12 protein-coding genes are annotated in these 18303 nt (G+C 68.2%); 5 read left to right on the plus strand and 7 right to left on the minus strand.

Annotation, left to right across the window (positions count from 1 at the left end; all coding sequences use genetic code 11):
* Positions 1–23: 23 nt before the first annotated feature.
* The 3 genes from R9J51_RS20495 to R9J51_RS20505 all read right to left on the minus strand — a co-directional run bounded on the left by R9J51_RS20495 (position 24) and on the right by R9J51_RS20505 (position 6328).
* Positions 24–1364, minus strand: a complete 1341-nt coding sequence (locus R9J51_RS20495) for an amidohydrolase (RefSeq protein WP_432788062.1) — start codon at positions 1362–1364, stop codon at positions 24–26.
* A 14-nt stretch (positions 1365–1378) separates the two neighbouring features.
* Positions 1379–3679, minus strand: coding sequence for a TonB-dependent receptor domain-containing protein (locus R9J51_RS20500; RefSeq protein ID WP_179562740.1), 2301 nt, complete (start codon positions 3677–3679; stop codon positions 1379–1381).
* A 144-nt stretch (positions 3680–3823) separates the two neighbouring features.
* On the minus strand, positions 3824–6328 hold the full coding sequence (locus tag R9J51_RS20505) for a TonB-dependent receptor (RefSeq protein WP_179562738.1): 2505 nt from the start codon (positions 6326–6328) through the stop codon (positions 3824–3826).
* Positions 6329–6452: 124 nt separating this feature from the next.
* Here R9J51_RS20505 and R9J51_RS20510 point away from each other — a divergent pair, with 124 nt between their 5' ends.
* From R9J51_RS20510 to R9J51_RS20520, 3 genes are read left to right on the plus strand one after another with little or no spacing between them, the layout of a single operon-like run.
* Positions 6453–6971: an RNA polymerase sigma factor gene (locus tag R9J51_RS20510; RefSeq protein ID WP_168557505.1), complete on the plus strand. Its 519-nt coding sequence runs from the start codon at positions 6453–6455 to the stop codon at positions 6969–6971.
* Positions 6968–7954 (plus strand): FecR domain-containing protein, encoded by a 987-nt coding sequence (locus R9J51_RS20515; protein ID WP_179562736.1) that lies wholly within the window; start codon positions 6968–6970, stop codon positions 7952–7954. Before R9J51_RS20510 ends, R9J51_RS20515 begins: the two co-directional genes overlap by 4 nt.
* 31 nt (positions 7955–7985) lie before the next feature.
* Positions 7986–9305 (plus strand): amidohydrolase family protein, encoded by a 1320-nt coding sequence (locus tag R9J51_RS20520; protein ID WP_179562734.1) that lies wholly within the window; start codon positions 7986–7988, stop codon positions 9303–9305.
* A 63-nt stretch (positions 9306–9368) separates the two neighbouring features.
* Here R9J51_RS20520 and R9J51_RS20525 read toward each other — a convergent pair whose 3' ends face one another.
* The 4 genes from R9J51_RS20525 to R9J51_RS20540 form a co-directional block, all read right to left on the minus strand.
* Entirely contained in the window at positions 9369–11711 is a 2343-nt protein-coding gene (locus tag R9J51_RS20525; protein WP_168557503.1) for a TonB-dependent receptor, read from the minus strand.
* A 225-nt stretch (positions 11712–11936) separates the two neighbouring features.
* Positions 11937–12047, minus strand: coding sequence for a cytochrome bd-I oxidase subunit CydX (cydX, locus tag R9J51_RS20530; RefSeq protein WP_168557502.1), 111 nt, complete (start codon positions 12045–12047; stop codon positions 11937–11939).
* 12 nt (positions 12048–12059) lie between these two features.
* Positions 12060–13208 carry a cytochrome d ubiquinol oxidase subunit II gene (gene cydB, locus R9J51_RS20535; RefSeq protein ID WP_179562733.1) on the minus strand — a complete coding sequence of 383 codons (1149 nt, stop codon included), beginning with the start codon at positions 13206–13208 and terminating at the stop codon, positions 12060–12062.
* A 12-nt stretch (positions 13209–13220) separates the two neighbouring features.
* Positions 13221–14807: a cytochrome ubiquinol oxidase subunit I gene (locus R9J51_RS20540; protein ID WP_168557500.1), complete on the minus strand. Its 1587-nt coding sequence runs from the start codon at positions 14805–14807 to the stop codon at positions 13221–13223.
* A 259-nt stretch (positions 14808–15066) separates the two neighbouring features.
* Between R9J51_RS20540 and R9J51_RS20545 the strand changes: the two genes are divergently transcribed.
* Positions 15067–16722, plus strand: a complete 1656-nt coding sequence (locus R9J51_RS20545) for an ATP-binding cassette domain-containing protein (protein WP_432788063.1) — start codon at positions 15067–15069, stop codon at positions 16720–16722.
* Entirely contained in the window at positions 16719–18296 is a 1578-nt protein-coding gene (locus R9J51_RS20550) for an ATP-binding cassette domain-containing protein (RefSeq protein ID WP_179562730.1), read from the plus strand. Before R9J51_RS20545 ends, R9J51_RS20550 begins: the two co-directional genes overlap by 4 nt.
* The last annotated feature ends 7 nt before the right edge of the window (positions 18297–18303 follow it).

Below are 18303 nucleotides of genomic sequence, written 5' to 3' on the forward strand. Positions count from 1 at the left end.
CGTCCAGCCGGCGTGGCGGAAAATCAGTTCCCCGCCACGCCCAGCACCGCCAGCACCAGCGTTTCCACCCCGGCGCGGATCGCCGGTTCGGGCTGGGGGGCAAAGAACGGCGAATGGTTGACCGGCACGGGCTTTCCTTCGGCCTTGAGCCGGGCCAGCATCGCCGGGTCGCTGCCGCCCACGCCGAAGAACACCGACTGGCTGACCCCGGCGTTGACGAATTCGGAATAGTCCTCGCTCGCCGTGCCGCCCGGCATTGCCACCGGCACCAGCGCCACGCGGCTGTCGCCCAGCGCGGTTTTCAGCACGCCGGCAAGCTTGGCCGAAAGCGCCGGATCGTTGATCACCGATGCCGTCCCCTCGGTATGCTCCACATCGGGCGCGCTGGCGCGGGCCATGGTCGCCACGGCGCGCGCGGTGGTGCCCACGCCATCGAGCAGCAATTGCCGCACATCGGCATCATAGGATCGCAGCGTCAGCTTGAGCACGGCAGTGTCGGGGATGATGTTGGGCGCATAGCCGGCGTTGAAGGCGCCCACCGTGATCACCCCGAATTTCTGCGGGTCTTTCTGCCGGCTGATCTCGGTCTGCACGTCATCCACGAAATGCGCGCCCATCACGATCGGATCGATCCCCTTGTCGGGCATCGACCCATGCGCGCCCAGGCCGTGGAACGTGACGACCACGGCATCGGCGGCCGAACTCACCGCGCCCTGCTTGATCACCACATGCCCCGCCACATCGGGCGTGACATGGGCGGCAAAGGCATAGTCGGGCTTGGGAAAGCGGGTGAACAGGCCATCGGCCAGCATCGCCTTGGCCCCGCCCACCTTTTCCTCGGCCGGCTGGCCGATGAACACCAGCGTGCCGTGCCACTTGTCCTTCATGGCCAGCAGGGTCTGCGCGGTGCCAACCCACCAGGCCATGTGGCTGTCGTGCCCGCAGGCGTGATCGGTCGGCGTCAGCTTACCATCGATGGTCTGCTGGTAATGGCTGGCATAAGGCAGCCCGGTCTTTTCCTCCAGCGGCAGGCCGTCCAGCTCGGTCCGCACCAGAACCACCGGGCCATCGCCGTTGCGATAGACCGCCACCACGCCGGTCTGGCCGACGTGCTCGGTCACGGTAAAGCCGATCTGGCGCATCCGTGCGGCCAGCAACGCGGCGGTGCGGGTTTCCTGGAACCCCACCTCGGGATGCTGGTGGATATCCTTGTAGAGCGCATCGAGCGCGGGATAGATCTTGTCGAGCTGGGCATCGATCGCGCCGCGCGCGGCGGCGGGATCGAGCGGCGCGGCATGGGCGGCATGGGGCAGCGCTGCTGCCGCCAGGGCCAGGCCCATGGCCGGCTTGGCAAACCAAGGCATGGTCTTTCCTTTCCTTACAGGCTGAAGCGGGCGTTGAGGCCCCAGGTGCGCGGCTGGATCGAATAAGTCAGGTTGGAATAGCCATAGCCACTGCTCACCGCGATCGCGCCGGTGGTGTCGGTCAGATTGTTGCAGAACACGTAGATGCCCATCTGCGGGTTCTCCACCCCCACGCGCAAGTTGGCCGTGGCATAGTTGCCGTAGGAGGTGTGATAGGGATCGGTCGGGCGGAACGTGCCTTCCTGATGCCCGGTATAGGCACCATCGGCGCGCACCAGCCCGTCGAACCGCGAATTGAGCGCCCAGCTATAGCTGGCCGAAGCCGACGCGGTGAGATCGGGGGTATTGGGGATCGGATCGCCCGCCTTGCCGGTAGACGCGGTGATCAGCACGGCCGAGGAAGACTGGTCCTGCGTCAGGTGCGCATCGACATAGCCCAGCGCACCGTTCAGCGTGAGGCCCCGCAACGGGCGCGTGGTCAGGTCAACTTCCAGCCCGCGAATGCGCGCGTGGCCGGCGTTGGTGAGGAAGGCATAGAGCCCGTCGGCGGTGCGAGCCGAGCTTTGCATGTTGCTCCATTCGACATCGAACACCGCGCCGTTGAGCACCAGCTTGTCGCCCAGCCAGCTCGATTTCAGGCCCACTTCATAGTTCCACAGGCTGTCGGGCTTGTAGGAAACCAGGTTGGCGGCAAGGCCGGGGATGTTGTTGGCCCCGCCGGGACGGAATCCCTTCGAAGCGCTGGCATAGACCATCACGCGCGGGGTGATGCGATAGTTCACGTTGAACTTTTCCAGCCAGCCGTTGGCCTTGGTCGTGGCGGCGCTATAGGGCGCGGCAGACGTACCGGTGTAATAGTTGGTGATATAGGACTGGCCGCTGGTGGTCTTGCTGTAATCGTAATAGCGCAGGCCACCGGTGATGGTCAGCCCAGGCAGCGGCTTGATCGAAACTTCGCCGAATCCGGCCACCTGGCGCGAGCGCGTCTCGACATAGCGATAGACCAGCGGGGTGATCGGCAGGGTGATCGATCCGTCGGCCGCGCTTTCGCTGATCACGTTGCTGTCGATGTGGTCGTTGCGCTTTTCGTAATAGACCCCGACCGTCCATTCCAGCCAGGCTGGCATCTGCGCCGCATTGGACGCCAGCCGCGCTTCATAGTTCTGCGAATGGACCCAGGCCGGCTGATAGCCCACCGCCGGCAAGAGCGCGAGGCCCGTGGCGCGATAGGCGGCGAACTGGTCGGTGGTGCAGGCCGTGCCGCCCTGCGCGCGGGCGCACTGCGCGGTGGAATTGGCATAGGCGGCCACCGAGGGGGTGAAATCGACCGTGCGGATATAGTTGTAGTTGTAGTAGCTGGCCGTGCCGGTCAGCGTGGCAAAGCCAAGGTCGCGATCGGCCTTGAGATTGTAGAGCTGCATTTCGGTGTGGAATGGCAGCTGCGCGGTGGAATTGGTCTTGTAGCGGCCCACGCTGGGATACCAGCCCTGCTGATCGCGCGCGTCGCTTTTCTGATAGCTTGCCGTGGCCGTGATCGTGGTCAGTTCATCGGGCTTGAAACCGATGATGCCGCGCGCGCCCCAGTTGCTGGAGCGGTTGATGTTCTGCGTGCCATAGGTGACATTGTCGATCCAGCCCGGCTTGCGCTCGCCATAGCCAACCACGCGCACGGCCAGCTTGTCGGTCACCACCGGCAGGTTGACCATGCCGCGCAGGAAATAGCCGGCCGATCCGCCTTCGGTGGTGGTCACCTGGGTTTCGCCGCCCGCTTCCACCTTGTCGTAATCGGGCTTGTGGAAAATCACGCGCAGCGTGCCGGCCATCGAACTGGCGCCATAGAGCGTGCCCTGCGGCCCGCGCAGCACTTCCACGCGCTCCACGTCGAACAAGTTGAGATCGGCGGCAACAGCGCCCGAATCCTGCGTCGTGCCCGATGGGCCAGTGACCGGGGTTTCATCGTAATAGAGGCCCACCGTCGCTTCGCCCGCCGCATTGACGCCACGGATCGAGATGCGGTTCGATCCGGCCACGCCGCTCGTCACGTTGAGGTTGGGGATCTGGCGGAAATAGTCGTTAAGCTGGGTGGCGCCGGTCTTGGCCAGGCCATCGCCGGAAATTGCCACGATGCTGAGCGGCGTGGTCTGCACGGTGGACGTGCGATGCAGCGCGGTGACCACGATGTCATTGCCCGTGGAGGGGGCTTCCTCTGCCGGAACGGCTGGCGCGGGTTGCGCGCTATCTGCGGCAAAGGCGGTGCCTGCCAGCAAGACGTGCGCAGTGATCAGGCCGGAAACGGCCAGAATGGCTTTGCTCATGGTAACTCCCTGTCCTTGGTTCAGGGTTTGCCGCGATGCCGCTTCCCGTGGCGCATCGTTGTCCGGCCCCCTGCTTGGCTAGACGCGGGGACGGCGCGGCCCCTCATCGGACGGGCACATTTTTTTCCTGCCAGTGAAATACGGTCAGTGAAATTCGCTGCGCAGCGTGAGGCCGATGGTGCGCGGGCGCTGATAAGTGACCAGGTCGGTGCCGCCGATCGTGCCGGCCCAGACACGGCCCCGCCCGTCGGCCAGGTTCTGCACGAACAGGCCCGCCCGCCATGGCCCGCGCAGCAAGGCAAAGTCAGCGTCCAGCGTGGCAAAGCCGCCCAGCGCCAGGCGGTTGAACGCCGTGCTGGCGCGAAACGCACTGTAGGCCTGGCCGGCATAGTGCACGAACAGGCCAGCATCGCCCGCCCAGCCGCCGCCCAGCCAGGCATTGCCCAGGGCCCATTGCCGGCGCAGCTCCACGCTGGCGGCCCAGGGCGCCACATAGGGCAGCCGCTCGCCCGCGCGGCCATCGGTGGTCACCGTGCCCGAAACCTGGTCATAGACCAGCCGTGCATCGGTGAACGTGCCCTGCACCTTGGCGCGCCAGCCACCTGCCAGCGCACCGCCGGCGGCCAGTTCCACCCCGTTGATCCGCGCCGCGCCGATATTGGTGATGAAGGCATAGCTGCCGTCGCTTGAGGCGGCGGCATATTGCATGTTGGACCAGCGCTGGCGAAAGCCGGTCAGGTCAAAATGCCAGGCGCGGTGGGCCGGGGCCAGACGCGTGCCGATCTCCAGGCTCTCCAGGCGATCGTCGTGGTAGGTCGCCAGGTTTTCCGGCAGCCCTGGCACCACGTTGATGCCGCCGGGGCGAAAACCGTTGGACACCTGGCCATAGATCAGCAGGCCCGCCATGGGCCGCGCCTCGATCCGCGCGCGGCCCACCAGCCCGTGCGCGCGATAGGCCATGCTCAGCGCCGACGGGCCGAACGGACCGATGAAGGGATTGGCCAGGCTGACCACGCCTTGCGTATCGCGCACATAGTGGAAATAGCGCAGCCCGCTCGACACGGTCAGCCAGGGCAGCACGCGCCAACTGCCATCGCCGAACAGGGCATATTCGGAAAGCGCGCTGGCAAAGCTGCGGTGCGATACCGCCACCGTGCCAGGCAGGACCAGCCCGGTGGCCGCGCTCACCGGCAGGCTGCTGCTTTGCCCATCGTCGGTGCGCCGGCTGGCAAACACCCCAGCCGTCCAGGTCAGCCGCCCTTCCCCCGAAAGGCGCAGTTCGGCACTGGCGATATCCACGGCCAGGGGCTGGGCCACCAGGGACGGGCTGCTGGCCAGCAAATAGCGGTTGAAGCCCGCCATCTGCGTGGTGGTGCAGGCCCCCGCATTCACCCACGCGGCACAGGCAACGCCATCGTTGAGGTGGTTGAGCTGGCTTTGCGTGAAATCCCAGAAGCGGTGGGGCCGCCACCACGATCGCGCCACGGTGGCATCCACGCCCACCCCGCCGATGGCCCCATGCAGATCGAGCGAGCCCATGGCAAAGGTATCGTAGAACGGCACGATCACCTGGCCCTGCGACTGGTTGGGCACGGCGCCGGCGGTGGTGCTGTGGGTATTGCCGATGCGGCTGCGCTGCCACACGCCGGCCAGGTCTGCCCGCCAATCGGGCGCGATCTGCCAGCGCAGCGCCAGGCGCCCGCCCTCGCGCAACTGGTCGTCGGTATTGACCAGGCCCAGGCGCGGGAAATCGACCACCCCGCCCTGGTATTCGCGCCAGCCCACCGCGCGCAGGGCCAGCCGCCCCGGCACCAGTGGCAGGTTCACCGTGGCCGTGACGCTGGCGCCGGGCGCGCCGCCGTGGGTAAGCGTCGCGCCACTTTCCAGCGCCAGGGTGCGCTGATCAAGCTGCGCGCCGCGAAACAGCACGCGCACCGTGCCCGCCAGCGAGCTGGTGCCATAGAGCGTGCCCTGCGGCCCGCGCAGCACTTCCACCCGTTCCACGTCGGCCAGCACCAGATCGGGCGTCATCATCCCCGGATCGCTGGTCGAACCGCCCGGCCCCGCCACCGGCACGTTGCCGTAATAGAGCGCCACGGTCGCTTCGCCCGCGGCATAGGCGCCGCGCAGGCTCAGCCGGTTGAAGCCGGTACCCGATGACGTGACCACCAGGCTGGGCGCCAGCCGCGCCAATCCCGCCAGCGACGTGGCCTGGTCATGCCCCAGGTCTTCGCCGCGCAGGGCCACCATGCTGATCGGGGTATCGGCCAGCAACGTGGGCCGGCGCAGCGCGGTGACCATGATGTCCCCCATGGCCAGGGCCGGCAGCGGCGCGGGCGCCCCATCGCCTGGGCTTGATGCCGCGGGCGCGGGCAGCACCAGCAGGCTGCGTGGGCCATTGCGCCGCAGCATGAGCCCGCTGCCCGCCAGCAAACGCCGCACGATCGTGGCCGCGTCACCCGACAGAGTCACCGCGCCGGCGCGGCGCCCGGCCACGGTCTGCGGGGCAAAGACGATGGTGGTGCCGGTGGCCAGGCCCACGGCGCGCAAGGCATCGGCCAGCGGCGCGGGTGGCAGGCGCTGCGGCGGGGGCAGCGCCGGCCGGCCTTGGGCAAGCGCAGGCGTGCCGGCCAGGGCCATCACGGCCACGGCCAGCAACAGGCCGGCCCGCCCCTGTGTGCCACAGGCCGGCCGGCACCGATCAGCGCCCGAATTTTCCCTCATTGCCCGGTAGCTTGCCAAAGAGGGCGCGTGTTGGCTAGCGTTCACACCCATGTCATCCAAACGGATCAGCCCCCCGGCCGGCGACGGACCCGTTTCCGGGTTCGAACGCCATCGCCGTGCCTTGCGCGCCTGGCTGGGGCGGCGGCTGCGCAATCCGGCCGATGTGGACGATGCCGTGCAGGACGTCTGGCTGCGCGCGCACGAACGGCTCGACAGCGGAGAGGTGGCCAATCCGCGGGCCTACTTGTTCACCGCCGCCAGCAGCGTGGTGCACGATCGCGCGCGCCGCGCCGGCGTGCGCCACGAGGATGCGCACCATCGCCTGGAAGAAAATGATCATCCCGTTGAGTGGATCACGCCGGAACGCGTCTTGGAAGGTAAGGAGGCGCTTACCGTCATCATGCACCGGCTTTCGACCATGCCCGAACGCACGCGCGATGTTTTCGTGCTGCACCGTTTCGAAGGCCTGGCCTATGCCGACATCGCTCGCCGCATGGGCATTTCGGTGAGTTCGGTGGAAAAGCATATCATGAAGGCCCTGCGCCTGTTGCTGGAGATCGAGGAATGAGCGCGGACCAGAGCGGCGCGGAGGAAGGCGCAGAGCGCAGCGCACGCGAAGCGGCGATCGCCCATTTCGCCGCGCGGCAAAGTGGCCGGCCGGTGCCCGTGCCAGCCGATGCAAAAACCCAGGCCGCGCTGGCCGAAGTGGAAGCGCTGTGGGCCCGGCTTGAACACGCCGCCGACAGCGAGGAGATCGCCGCGATGCGCGCGGCCGCCCTCGCCCGCAGCGCGCCGGGCACGCACCAGGGGCAAGGGCAGCGTCGGCCCTGGCTGGCCGCCGCAGCCGCGCTGGGCGCCCTGGCCGTGGGCGTGGGCACGGTGCTGGCGGTGCGATCGGGCAGTGCCCCCACCGCCACGCCCGGCGCGCCGCAACTGGCCATGCGCACCCTGGAAAACGGCGCCGCCGGCCCGCGCACCGTGGCCCTGGCCGATGGTAGCCAGATCACGCTCGATGCGCACACCCGCGTGCTGCTGGGCGAGAATGCCACGCGGCGCAGCGCCGTGCTGGCGCAGGGGCGCGCGTTCTTTCGCGTGGCCCATGATGGCGCGCGGCCGTTCCGCGTTACGGCCGGCACCATGGCCGTGACCGATATCGGCACGGTGTTCGACGTGGGCCGCGATGGCGATACGGCCACTGTCACTCTGCTGGAAGGCGCGGTGGACGTGTCTGCACCGGGCCTTGCCCCGCGCCGCCTGGCCCCGGGCCAGCGGCTGACCCTGCGCGGCAACGTGGCCCGGCTGGGCCGGGCCGATCCCGCCGGCACGCCCGCCTGGCAGGACGGCATGATCGCCGCCGATGCCGAGCCGCTGGCCAGCCTGGTGGCGCGGTTCAACCGCTATCTCGCCCGGCCGCTCGTGCTCAAGGATGCGCGCGCCGGCGCGGTGCCGGTCAGCGGCGCCTTCCGTGTCGACGATCCGCAGGCGCTGGTCGATGCCGTGGCCGCCATGGGCCATCCCGGCGCGCTTACCCGCGGAAACGCGCAACCGTAATTTGAAGTCTGTCTTTCAGGGAGCTTAGCCAATGAAGAAGACCTTGCTGGCCGGCGTTGCGCTGGCCGTGACGATGGCCTGTACCCCGATCATGGGCGCCACCGCCCTGGCGCGCGACTATGTGATCCATGCCGGGCACCTCATCGACGGGGTCAACGCCGGGGAACGCAGCAATGTGTCGATCCTGGTGCACGATGACCAGATCACCGCGGTGCAGGATGGCTTCGTCACCCCCGCCGGGGCCGAAGTGGTCGATCTTTCGCAAGGGACGGTGATGCCCGGCCTGATCGATGCGCACGTGCACCTCACGCTTGATCTCACCAAGGGCAATGCCCTGCTGCAAAGCGTGACGCACAGCGCCTTTGACGAAACGCTCGACGGGGTGGGCAATGCCCGCCTCACCCTGCTCGCCGGGTTCACCTCGGTGCGCGACGTGGGCGGCGATACCGCCGTGGTAGTGGCGCTCAAGCGGGCGCAGAAGGCCGGCACGATTCCCGGCCCGCGCATGTGGGTTTCGGGCAGTATCCTGAGCCCCACCGGCGGCCATGGCGATCCGGCCAACGGCTTTGATCCGGCGCTGGCCAAGCCGGAATGGCAGGACGGCATCGTAGATGGGCCGGACGAGGCGGTGAAGAAAGTGCGCGAGCATTTCCGCGAAGGCGTCGACCTGATCAAGATCGTGCCCTCGGGCGGAGTGGCCAGCGTGGGTGACGATCCCCAGGCGCAGTTGATGACCGACGCGGAAATCCGCGCCGTGGTGGAAACCGCGCACACCCTGCACCTGCCCGTGGCCGCCCACGCCCATGGCGCCCAGGCGATCGACCACGCCAGCGCGATCGGCGTCGATTCGATCGAGCACGGCAGCTTTGCCACCCCGGCCAGCTATGCGATCATGAAGCAGCACGGCACGTATCTGGTGCCCACGCTGATTGCCGGGGCGACCGTGGTGGAATTCGCGCAGAAGCACCCCGAACTGCTCGGCCCCTCCATGGCGGAAAAGGCGCTGGCAGTGGGCCCGATCATGGCCAAGAACCTGTACGGCGCATGGAAGGCCGGCGTCAGAATCGCGTTCGGCACCGATGCCGGCGTCTATCACCACGGGCAGAACGCGCGCGAATTCGAACTGATGGTCAAGGCCGGGATGCCGGCGGCCGATGCGCTGCGCAGTTCGTTTACCGGCGCTGCCACGCTGATCGGCGAAAGCCGCATCGGCGCGATCCGCCCGGGCGCCTTTGCCGATATCGTCGCCACCGACAAGGACCCGCTGGCCGACATCACCGAACTGCAGCGCGTGCGCTTCGTCATGCAGGGCGGGCGCATCGTCAAGGACCACGGCGAGCCCAGAATCTGAATAGGCCAGGAAGGGGGCGCCGGGCCAGTCGCCCGCACGCCCCCTTTTTTCAGGTCTGCTCGCTCAGAAGTTGAGCGTGGCGGTGGCAAAGACCTGGCGCGGATTGCCCCAATAGGTGGTCAGCACGCCTTCCTTGCCCAGCGTGGGGATGAGATTGCCCGACGGCGTATAGGTCAGCGCACCGGTCGTCGCGTTGCCCGCCACATACGTATAGCCCGAAGTCTTGTAGCGCTTGTCGGCCAGGTTCTTGCCATAGACGCCAAAGGTCCAGCGGCCGCCCGGCGCGCGATAGAACACGCTGGCATCGAACAGTGCATAGCCGGGTTGGTCGAGATAGGGATTGGGCACTTCGAACTGGTAGGTCTTGCTTTTCCACGAAACCCCGCCGGTCACGTCCACCGCGCCGCCGCCCACGGGAATGGAATAGCCGGCCGAGGCATTGCCCGTCCACGCCGGGGTGTTCTGCACTTTGCGATAGGCGGCCACATCGGTGGGCTGCCCGGCGATCAGGGTGATGTATTTCAGGTACTTGGCATCGATATAGCCCAGTGAGCCATTGAGCGTGAACCCGCCCAGCTTGAGGCGCCCTTCGGCTTCCACCCCCTGCATCCGCGCCTTGCCCGCGTTGGACACCACCCCGCAGAAGCTGGGCAGGCCCTGCACCGTGCACGCCACCGATCCGGGGATCTGCACGTCGGTGTAATCCATGCGGAACGCCGCGAGGTTGAGCGACAGGCGGCGGTCGAACAGCCGGGTCTTGACCCCGAGTTCATAGCTGTTGACCTTTTCGGGCCGGAAACTGAGGTATTCGGCCTGGGTCGTGCCGGCCGGCGCGTTTACCCCCACCCCGCGCGGATCGAACCCGCCGCCCTTGAAGCCCTGGCTGAAGCTGGCGTAGACGGTGTTGTCCGAATTCGGCTTCCAGTTGAGCGACACGCGCGGCGTGAACTTGTTGTAGTCCGCGCTGCCCAGGAAATTGGTGCCCGGCGCGCCAAAGGCCACCCCTGCCCCGCCGAACACCGGAGAGCCGCCGCCCAGGTAGTTCTGCCGCAGGATCTGGGCATAGCGCTTGTCCCAGGTATAGCGCCCGCCCACTTCCAGGCTGATCTGGTCGGTAAAGTCATAGCTCAGGTTGGCGAACGCCGCCGAGGTATCGGTGCGGATATTGGCGCCGGTAAAGGCGGTCAGCCCCGGCACGGTGGTGAACAGGCGCACATCGAACTGGGTCAGCGCCGTGGCATAGAGATAGTAGTAGCCCAGCAGCGCGTTGAACCGGCCCTTGTTGTAGAGCAGCTGGATTTCCTGGCTCCACTGCTTGTTGCGGTAATAGGCCGGCACGTCGACGTCTTGCGAGGCGGTGGCATCGAAATCGATCGGCGAGGCGCTGTCATCCTTGCGGAACGCGGTGATCGAACGCAGCGTCAGGCTGTCGGTCGGCTTGGCCTCCATGAACAGCGACCAGCCCCAGGCTTTCACGTCCTGCTTGGGGCTGTTGAGCCCGGCCTGCGTGTCGAACACGTTGGCCAGCACCGGCGCCCCGGTCAGTTGCCCGGGAATTTCGCGGTGCCCGCCGCGCGGGTTGGACATGTCGTGGGTATAGTCGCCGGTCAGCCGCGCAAAGAAGCTGGACCCGTGTACTTCCACCGTACCGCGCCCGGCCCAGATATCCTTGTTGTAGTTCGACAGGCCGGTCGTCAGGTTGCGGCCAAAGCCGCCCCGCGTCAGCCGCGCCACGGTGCCGCTGGCGCGCAGCACGCCGTCCGACGTGAGCGGCGAACTGATCGTGGCCACGCCATCGGCCTGGTCATAGCTGCCATAGGTGCCGCGCAGCCGCACGTGGAAAGCATCGTCGATCTTGCGCGTCACATACTTGATCGCGCCGCCGATGGTGTTGCGGCCATAGAGCGTGCCCTGCGGCCCGCGCAGCACTTCCACCCGCTCCACGTCATAAATGTCGAGCACGGCGGCCTGCGGACGGTTGAGATAGACGTCATCCAGGTAGATGCCCACGCCCTGCTCGAACCCGGAAACCGGGTCCTGCTGGCCCACGCCGCGAATGAAGGCGGACAGCGTGGAATTGGTCCCGCGCGAAGGTTCCAGCGTCACGTTGGGCACTTCATCGGCGAGCGAGGTGATGTCGCCCGCGCCCCGGGCAAGCAAGGCATCGCCCGAAAACGCGGTGATCGCGATCGGCACCGAGGTCAGCGATTCGCTGCGGCGGCGGGCCGTGACGATGATGTCGCCCTCGGCCGGCGCTTCGGCGGCGCTTCCGGCGGGCGGGGTTTGCGCCGCAGGGGCGCCACTCGCCTCTTGGGCAAACGATGGCGCGGGCAGCGCGCCCAAGGCCACGCCGGCCAGGAGGATGGCGGGAATCGAGCGAATGCGGGTGCTGGCGGTCACAGCCATGGTCCTCTCCTTGGCGCGACGGTCTTGCGTGCCGTCGCTTGGGAAGACCACGATACTGAAAGGTGAACCGACTTTCAACTTTGAATCGGTAGTTTGCGCAAGCCTTCGTGATTTTCCGTTACGCAGCAATGCAAAGAGCGCGCCGGGCAGGGCCCGTGCGCGCTCTTCGTGCAAGCATTTCCGGCGCGCTCAGGCCGTCAGATGGGGGCCATCACGTCTGCCGCGTCAAAGGGCCGGGTCATCGTCGACCGGCGAATTGAACTCGTGCCACAGCCCGTTGATGATGCCAAAGCCCACCGCCAGGCCCAGCCCGAGCACCCAGGTGAAATACCACATGGCCTGTTCCTTTCAGTAGAAATCGGGGTTGGTGCGCACATCGCGCAGGGTGATCCGGCCGCGCAGCAGGCGCATCACCCAGGCGGTGTAGGCCAGCACGATCGGCAGCAACACGATCGTGCACACCAGCATGATGAACAGCGTGAGATGGCTGGACGAGGCGTTCCACACCGTCAGGCTGGATCGCGGATCGATCGAGGATGGCAGGATGAACGGAAACATCGAGCAGCCCACCGTGGCAATGATGCCGGTGGTGGCAAGGGCAGTGCCCGCCAGGTTCACCCCGCCCCGCCGCGTCGCAATGGCCCATAGCGCCAGCAGCGGCCCGGCCAGGCCCAGCAGCGGCGCCGCCAGCATCCAGGGATGCGCGCCATAGTTGGCCAGCCACGCGCCCGGCGCGGCCACGCTGCCCGACAGCAGCGGGTTCGACGGGCCTTGCGTATCGACCGCGCCGGCAATCGCCATGCCCATGTGACCCTTGGCCACGATCAGCCCGCCAATCGCGAACAACGCGATGCTGGCCACCGCCGCCACGCGGGCAATGGCGCGGGCGCGGGCCAGCACCGGCCCTTCCTCGATCTTGATCGCCAGCCAGCCCGCGCCATGCAACGCCAGCATGGCCACCGACAGCACGCCGGTCAGCAGCGTGAACGGCGTGAACAGGCCCAGCAGGCTGCCTTCATAGGTCATGCGCAGATCGCCATCGAGGCGGAACGGCGCGCCGGCCAGCACGTTGCCCACGGCCACGCCAAACACCAGCGCGGGCACGAAACCCCCGGTGAACAGCGCCCAGTCCCACCGGCTGCGCCAGGCGGCATCGGGTTTCTTGGAACGATACTTGAACGCCACCGGCCGCAGGATCAGCGCCGCCAGCACCAGGAACATGGCCAGGTAAAAGCCGGAGAAGCTGACCGCATAGACAAACGGCCAGGCGGCAAAGATCGCCCCGCCGCCCAGGATCAGCCACACCTGGTGGCCTTCCCAATGCGGCGCCACGGCGTTGATCACCAGGCGGCGCTCGGCATCGGTGCGGCCCACGAAAGGCAGCAGCGCGGCCACGCCCAGGTCATAGCCGTCGGTCAGGGCAAAGCCGATCAGCAGCACGCCGAGCAGCGCCCACCAGATGACCCGCAGGGTTTCGTAATCAAGCGGAATGTGCATGGCCCTTGCCCCTTATTCGGCCGGCAGCGGGGCAAAGCCCGCGGCCCGGGGTTGCGTTTCGTCGTCGTGCCCTTGATCGTCTTCGTGGTGCTCGATCGGCCCCTTGCGGATCTGCGCCAGCATCAGCCGCACTTCGATCACCGCCAGTGCGCCATAGAGCGCGGTAAAGCCCACGATCGTGGTCCACACCTGCCCCACGGTGAGCGAGGAGGCGCCCAGGAACGTGGGCAGCACGCCGTCCACGGCCCAGGGCTGGCGGCCGATTTCGGCCAGCACCCAGCCTGCCTCGATCGCCACCCATGGCAGCGGGATCATCACCACCGCCAGTTTCAGGAACCAGCGGCGGCGGAACCGGCAGGTGGACGCGCACCAGAACGCCGCACCGAAGAACGCGATGAAGCCAAAGCCCAGGCCGGCCATGCCGCGAAACAGAAAGAACATCGCCGGCACGTTGGGCACCGTGTCCCACGCCGCTTTCAGGATCAGCTTGTCATCGGCGCGGCGCGGATCGGCGACATAGCGCTTGAGCAGCATGGCAAAGCCGATGTCCTGCTTGTGCGCCTCGAACGCCGCGCGCGCGGCCATGTCGGCGCGATTGGCCTTGAGCCGTTCCACCGCATCATAGGCGATCAGGCCGCTATGGATGCGCGCATCGGCACGCAGCACCAGCTCCTCGATCCCGTCGATCTTGCCGGTCAGGCTGCGCGTGCCGATCAAGCCCATGACATAGGGCACCTTGATCGCGCCATGGGTGGTGCGGGCGGCCACGTCGGGCAGGCCGATCAGCGTGATCGCCGCCGGCGCCGGCTCGGTTTCCCACATCGCCTCGATCGCGGCGAGCTTCATCTTCTGGTTGTCGGTCAGGGTATAGCCGCTTTCATCCCCCAGCACGACGACCGACAGCGCCGAGGCCAGGCCGAACGCGGCCGCCACCATCATCGACCGGCGCGCCACGTTGGTCCACTTGCCCTTGAGCATGTAGAACGCCGAAACGCCCATCACGAACGTCGCCGCGCAGACATAGCCGGCGCTCACCGTGTGCACGAACTTGGCCTGGGCCACCGGGTTGAACAGCACCGCGGAAAAGTCGGTCACTTCCATCCGCATGGTTGCGGGATTGAACGTGGCGCCCACCGGGTTCTGCATCCAGCCGTTGGCAATCAGGATCCACAGCGCCGAAAGGTTGGTGCCCAGCGCAACCATGAACGTGACGGCCAGATGCTGCCGCCGGCTGAGCCTGTCCCAGCCAAAGAACATGACCCCCACCATCGTGGCTTCGAGGAAAAAGGCCATCAGCCCTTCGATCGCCAGCGGCGCGCCGAAGATGTCGCCCACGTAATGGGCGTAATAGGCCCAGTTGGTGCCGAACTCGAATTCCATGGTCAGGCCCGTGGCCACGCCCAGCACGAAATTGATGCCGAACAGCTTGCCCCAGAACCGCGTGATGACCCGCCAGATCGGCCGCTTGGTGATCACATAGATGCTCTCCATGATGACCAGCATGAACGAAAGGCCAAGCGTCAATGGCACGAAGAGAAAGTGATACATGGCCGTCAGCGCGAACTGAAGGCGGGATAACTCGATGACTGCCATGTCCATGGCCGCGGTTCCTCTGCTGTGGCCCCTGCCCGCTTGTTCCATCCGGCATGCAAGATCGCGGATTGGCTGCAAATTGCGCGACAGGTGCGCGGCGCCTCGTTAAACCCTGCTGCGCTGCCGCAATTTGACGGCAATCAATCCTGCATGTGATTTCTTGCGGCAAACGCCGATCGCGAAAAGAAAAATCCAGCGCGAGGCCAGGTCTCCCGACTCGCTCGCCGCTTATGTCATCGTTTCCTGTTATAATAAGATGGACAGATTGTCTCACACGCTTCCCGCATCCCTGGCCGCATCCCCATCCGAACCCCTGGCATCTGCCGCGCGGCCCCCAGTCGATCCGCCCCGCGTGCTGGCCGCCACGGCATGGTGGCTGGTCGAAGGCGTAGGCGCGGTTCCCGTGGCGCTGGGCCTGGCCTGGGCCGTGGCCGCGCGCGCCGATGGCGTGCTGCCGGCCTGGCCGGCCGCCGCGCTGCTGGCGCTGGGCGCGGCATGGCGTGCGCTGGCGCTGGGCCGTGCGCGCGTGGCGGGGCAAGCCGGCGCGGCACGGTTCCAGCAGGCCCTGCGCGCCTGGCTGTGGCCCGCGCTGCTGCCCAGCCGCACCTTGCGCGGGGCGCTGGTGGGCGAGGACGTGCATCTGGCGGTGGACACCGTCGATCGCACCGAAGGCCTGGTGGCGCGGTTCGTGCCCTTGCGCGGCGCGGGCGCGCTGGCGCCGCTGTTGATCGCGGCGGCCGTGGCCCCCGCCAGCTGGGTGTGCGCCGCGATCATGCTGGCCACGCTGGTGCCTTTCGTGCTCGGCCTGATCCTGGCAGGCGGCATGGCGGCACGGCAGGCGCAGGCTCAACACCAGGCCCTGACCCGTGCCGCCGGCCTGTTCGTCGATCGCATCGCGCACCTGCCGCTGATCCTGGCCACCGGCGCGGAAGATCGTATCGGCCGCCAGCTTGCCAGCGCGACGCAAGACGTCGCGCGCCGCACCATGGCCGTGCTCGCCGTGGCCTTTGCCTCCAACGCCATTCTCGAATTCTTTGCGGCGCTCTGCGTGGCGCTGGTCGCGGTCTATTGCGGCTTTGCGCTGCTCGGCCTCCTGCCGTTTCCCGCGCCCGAGCGGCTGACTCTCGCGCAGGCGTTCTATACGCTGGCCCTCGCCCCGGAATTCTACCTTGGCATGCGGCGCCTGGCCGCCGCCTATCACGACAAGCAGACCGGCGAAGCGGCGCTGGACGCTATCGGCGCCGTGGCACAAGCCCTGCCTGCACCCGTGGCGCCAGTCAGCGCGCCGGCGCGCCTGCACGGCGCCGGCGTGATCATCGCCTATCCCGGCGGCGCCTCGATCGGCCCGCTCGCATGGGATTGGGCGGGGCCGGGGCTCCACGCCGTGACCGGCGCCACTGGCAGCGGCAAATCCTCGCTGCTGCTGGCCGTGATCGGCCAGGTGCCGCTGGCCTCCGGGACGCTGCGGGCAGATGATGCCGCGTTTTCGCCCGGCGCCATCAACACCGCGATCGGCTGGGCCGGGCAGGCCGTGGCCCTGCTGCCCGGCACCTTGCGCCACAACCTGGCCCTGGGCGGCGCCACCGATCACGCCGCGATGCTGGCCCTGCTGGACGAGCTTGGCCTTGGCCCGATGATGGCGCAGCGCGGCGGGCTTGGCATGCTGCTCGACCATCGCGGCTCGGGCCTGTCGGGCGGGGAGCGGCGGCGCCTTGGCCTCGCCCGCGCGATCCTGTCGGGCAGGCCGGTCCTGCTGCTGGACGAGCCCACCGCCGATCTCGATCCCATGAGCGCCGCCGCCGTGCGCGCGGTGCTGCGGCAATGCGCGCAGCATCGCCTGGTGGTGGCTGCAACCCATGATGCCGATCTTGCCGCCATGGCGCAAAGCCGTTGTCACATCGCTGGGGAGACTGCGGCATGAGCGCCCTGATCGCGACGCCGCTGCTGCGCCAGCGCGGCCCCTTGCGCGCGGCCATGGCCTGCGCGGTGATGGCCGCCTTGTGTGCGGTGGGGCTGCTGGGCGTGGCCGGCTGGTTCCTGGCCGGCGCGGCGCTGGCCGGCCTCGCCGGGCCGCTGGCAGTCACCGGGTTCAATTACCTGCTGCCCAGCGCCGCGCTGCGCGCTGCGGCGATTGTGCGCACCGCCAGCCGCTATGGCGAGCGGATGCTGGGCCACCGCGCCGCGCTGTTTGCCTTGGCAGAAGTGCGCGCCACGCTGTTTGCCCGCGTGGCACAGGCGGCCCTGGCCGGGCGCGACGCCGGGCGCAGCGGGGCAATGGCCGCGCGCTTTGGCCGCGATGTCGATCTGCTCGAAGACGCCGCGATCCGCCGCGTGGCGCGGGTGGGCGCGTGGAGCGCTGCGGCCGTGGCGCTGGGCTTGGCCCTGCCGCTGGGCTGGGCCGCGGTGCTGGCGCTGGCGCTGGGCATGGCAGCCATGCGCCTGGCCGCACGCACCATGGCGCGGCGCCTGCTGCCGGGCGCGCAGCAAGACCTGGCCGCCGCCCACGCCGCGCTGGCTGCCGATTATGCGGAAATGGCCGGCCCGGCGGCAGACATCGCCGTCTATGGCCTGGCACCAGCACTGGCCCAGGCCCTTGCCGAGCGCGCCGAGGCGCAATCGCGCGCGCAGGCCGCACTGGCCCGTGCCGAAGCCTGGCTCACCGCCACGCAAACCTTGCTCGCGGGGCTGACGCTCGCCGGCCTTGTCACCCTGGCACAAGCGCCGGCGCCGCTGCTCGCCCTGGGCCTGCTTGCCGCCCTGGCCGCGTTGGAACCCTGGTCCGGCCTTGCCGCCCATGACGCCCGCGGTCCGGAAATGCGGCTGGCCCTGGCCCGGCTGGACCAGGCGGGGGAAGTGCCGCCGCTTGCCCCCTCGCCTGCGCTTGCCAGCCTATCAGGCCGGCCGGTGCTGACCATCGCCGGCCAGGCCTTTGCACACGGCGCACGCGTGCTGATCACCGGGCCATCGGGCGCTGGCAAGACACGGCTTTTGGAAACCCTCGCCGGCTTGCGCCAGGATGCGCCGCAGATGCTGGCCATCGACGGGCACGATCCGCGCGCGCTGGGCCTTGCCGCCTTGCGCCCGCACCTGGCGCTGATGCCGCAGTCCGCCCCGCTGATCGCGGGCACCGTGGCCGACAATCTCGCGCTTGCCCGCCCCGGCCTGACCCGTGCCGCGATGGAACGGGCGCTGTATGTCGCCTGCGCCGAAGATGTCGTGGCCGCCCTGCCCCAGGGCCTCGACCAATGGCTGGGCGGCGACGGCGCGCGCCTGTCGGGCGGCCAGCGCCGTCGCCTCGTCCTGGCGCGCGCTCTTCTGGCCGGGCGCCCCTGGCTCTTGCTCGACGAGCCGAGCGAGGGGCTGGACCTGGCCACCGAGGCGCGCCTGCGCGAACGCCTGGATGCGTGGCTGGATCAGACCGGCACCGGCCTGCTGCTTGTCAGCCATCGCCCGGCGCTGGCCGCCCTGGCGCAACAGGTTGTGCCGATCGCCTGAACACCGG

Origin of the sequence: Novosphingobium rhizosphaerae (assembly GCF_050920675.1) — a bacterium.
Classification (GTDB): Bacteria; Pseudomonadota; Alphaproteobacteria; order Sphingomonadales; family Sphingomonadaceae; genus Novosphingobium; species Novosphingobium rhizosphaerae.